The sequence below is a fragment of the Bradyrhizobium sp. genome, from assembly GCF_017881085.1.
Classification (GTDB): Bacteria; Pseudomonadota; Alphaproteobacteria; order Rhizobiales; family Xanthobacteraceae; genus Bradyrhizobium.
This window is the reverse complement of sequence record NZ_JADGRI010000452.1, coordinates 1-3,233: the sequence shown is the minus strand read 5'-3', so window position 1 is coordinate 3,233 and position 3,233 is coordinate 1. Positions and strand designations below refer to the sequence as shown.

The following is a 3,233-nucleotide window of genomic DNA, read 5'->3' as shown; positions in this document are numbered from 1 at the left end:
GTCGGCGTTGACCTTGGATTCGATGAACTCGTGATAGAGGTCGTTGCCCTCGCGGGTCCGCTCGCCGACGCCGGCGAACACCGAATTGCCGCCGTGCGCTTTGGCGACGTTGTTGATCAGCTCCTGAATCAGCACGGTCTTGCCGACACCGGCGCCGCCGAACAGGCCGATCTTGCCGCCCTTGGCGTAAGGCGCCAGGAGATCGACCACCTTGATGCCGGTGACCAGAATTTCCGCTTCGGTGGCCTGGTCGGTATAGCTCGGCGCTTCCTGATGGATCGCGCGCATGCCTTCCGCAGTGATCGGGCCGCCTTCGTCGATCGGCTCGCCGATCACGTTGATGATGCGGCCGAGCGTGCCGGCGCCGACCGGCACCTGGATCGGGCCGCCGGTGTCGCTGACTTCCTGGCCGCGGACCAGACCCTCGGTGGTGTCCATCGCGATGGTGCGCACCGTGGATTCGCCGAGATGCTGGGCGACTTCGAGCACCAGACGGCTCTTGCCGTTCATGGTCGTGATTGCGTTGAGAATGGCCGGCAGATGGCCTTCGAACTGCACGTCGACGACGGCGCCGATGACTTGCGTGACGCGTCCGGTCTGGTTGGCGGGTGTAGCCATGGAAACTCTCTCCTTCGAATTCTGTCTCAAACGACCGTTGCGGCTGTCACATCGCCTCGGCGCCGGAGATGATTTCAATCAGCTCCTTGGTGATCATCGCCTGGCGGGTCCGGTTGTAGATCAGGGTCTGCTTGCGGATCATGTCGCCGGCGTTGCGGGTGGCGTTGTCCATCGCGCTCATCTGCGCGCCATAGAACGAGGCGTTGTTTTCTAGAAGCGCGCGGAAGATCTGCACCGCGAGGTTGCGCGGCAGCAACCTGGTCAGGATCTCGTCTTCCTCCGGCTCGTATTCGTAGGACGTCGCAGGTCCGGCATTGGCAGCGGGAGCTTCCACCACCAGCGGAATGATCTGCTGCGCGGTCGGGACTTGCGCGATCACGGACTTGAAGCGCGAATAGAACAGCGTGCAGACGTCGAACTCGCCGGCGTCGAAACGCGCGATCACCCGCTTGGCGATATCCTCGGCATTGACGAAGCCGAGCTGGCGAACCGAGCGCAGCTCGATATTCTCGACGATCTGCCTTTCGAAGGTGCGGCGCAGCTGCTCGTAGCCCTTGCGGCCGACGCAAAAGAATTTGACCTCTTTGCCCTGGTTCATCAGCGCCAGCGCGCGCTCGCGGGCAAGACGCACGATCGAGGAATTGAATGCACCGGACAGGCCGCGTTCGCCGGTGCAGACCAGGAACAGGTGCACCTGGTCCTTGCCGGTGCCGGCCAGCAGCACCGGCGCGCCGGGCGAGCCCGCCGCGGCGCTGGCGATATTCGAGATCACCGCATCCATTTTTTCCGCGTAGGGCCGCGCTGCCTCAGCGGCGTTCTGCGCGCGGCGCAGCTTGGAGGCTGCGACCATCTGCATGGCCTTGGTGATCTTCTGCGTCGCCTTGGTGGAGGCGATGCGGACCCGCATATCTTTAAGGGAAGCCATTCTTAGTTCACCCCGGCGATCTGATCTTCGATCCGACCGCAAGCCTCGCTTTCGTCATGCCCGGCCCCGTGCCGGGCACCCACGTCTCGTTTCGTTTTAAGCAAACGTCTTGGCGTAACCCTCGACCGCCGACTTCAGCTTGGCGGCGGTGTCGTCCGAAAGATCGCGGGTCTCGCGGATGCTGTTGAGGATGTCGACGTTCTTGCCGCGCAACAGCGACAACAGGCCGTCCTCGAAGGCGCGCACCTTGTTAAGCGGAAGCGCATCGAGGTAGCCGTTGGTGCCGGCCCAGATCACGCACACCTGCTCCTCCATTTTCAGCGGCGAGAACTGCGGCTGCTTCAGGAGTTCGGTCAGGCGCGAGCCGCGATTGAGCAGGCGCTGGGTCGAGGCGTCGAGGTCGCTTCCGAACTGTGCGAACGCCGCCATTTCGCGGTACTGCGCCAGCTCGCCCTTGATCTTGCCGGCGACCTTTTTCATCGCCTTGGTCTGCGCCGACGATCCCACGCGCGACACCGACAGGCCGACGTTCACCGCGGGACGAATGCCCTGGAAGAACAGATCGGTTTCCAGGAAGATCTGGCCGTCGGTAATCGAGATCACGTTGGTCGGGATGTAGGCCGACACGTCGTTGGCCTGGGTTTCGATGATCGGGAGCGCCGTCAGCGAGCCCGAGCCCTGCTGGTCGTTCAGCTTGGCGGCGCGTTCGAGCAGGCGCGAATGCAGATAGAACACGTCGCCGGGATAGGCCTCGCGGCCCGGCGGGCGGCGCAGCAGCAGCGACATCTGGCGGTAGGCGACGGCCTGCTTCGACAGATCGTCATAGATGATGACCGCGTGCATGCCGTTGTCGCGGAAATATTCGCCCATGGTGCAGCCGGTGAACGGCGCGATGTACTGCATCGGCGCCGGATCGGAGGCGGTGGCGGCGACGATGATCGAATATTCCAGCGCGCCCTGCTCCTCGAGCACCTTGACGAACTGAGCGACCGTCGAGCGCTTCTGGCCAATCGCGACGTAGACGCAATACAGCTTGATCTTCTCGTCCGGCTGCGCGTTGAGCGGCTTCTGGTTGAGAATGGTATCGAGCGCGATCGCCGTCTTGCCGGTCTGGCGATCGCCGATGATCAGCTCGCGCTGGCCGCGGCCGACCGGGATCAGCGCGTCGATCGCCTTGAGGCCGGTTGCCATCGGCTCGTTGACCGATTTGCGCGGAATGATGCCGGGCGCCTTGACGTCGACGCGCATGCGCTTGTCGGCCTGGATCGGGCCCTTGCCGTCGATCGGGTTGCCGAGCGCGTCGACGACGCGGCCGAGCAGACCCTTGCCGACCGGCGTGTCGACGATGGCGCGTGTGCGCTTGACGGTCTGGCCTTCCTTGATCTCGCGGTCGGCACCGAAAATCACGATACCGACGTTGTCGGTCTCGAGGTTCAGCGCCATGCCGCGGGTGCCGTTCTCGAACTCGACCATCTCGCCGGCCTGGACGTTGTCCAGCCCGTAGACGCGGGCAATGCCGTCGCCGACGGACAGCACCTGTCCGACTTCGGAAACCTCAGCCTCCTGGCCGAAATTCTTGATCTGGTCCTTCAGGATCGCGGAAATTTCCGCGGCGCGGATGTCCATCAGCCTGCCTCTTTCATCGCGTGCTTGATCGAATTGAGTTTGGTGCGAAGCGAACTATCCACCA

At 63.6% G+C, this 3,233-nt stretch carries 2 protein-coding genes and 2 pseudogenes; all 4 read right to left on the bottom strand.

Annotated elements, in window-relative coordinates:
* Positions 1-618, bottom strand: a pseudogene (locus QZ213_RS26440) (F0F1 ATP synthase subunit beta); the annotation flags it as partial.
* A 46-nt stretch (positions 619-664) separates the two neighbouring features.
* Positions 665-1,543, bottom strand: coding sequence for a F0F1 ATP synthase subunit gamma (locus tag QZ213_RS26435; RefSeq protein ID WP_291689003.1), 879 nt, complete (start codon positions 1,541-1,543; stop codon positions 665-667).
* A 96-nt stretch (positions 1,544-1,639) separates the two neighbouring features.
* Positions 1,640-3,169 (bottom strand): F0F1 ATP synthase subunit alpha, encoded by a 1,530-nt coding sequence (gene atpA, locus QZ213_RS26430; RefSeq protein ID WP_291689002.1) that lies wholly within the window; start codon positions 3,167-3,169, stop codon positions 1,640-1,642.
* Positions 3,169-3,233: pseudogene (locus QZ213_RS26425) on the bottom strand (F0F1 ATP synthase subunit delta); the annotation flags it as partial. The pseudogene QZ213_RS26425 and the gene atpA, both read right to left, overlap by 1 nt.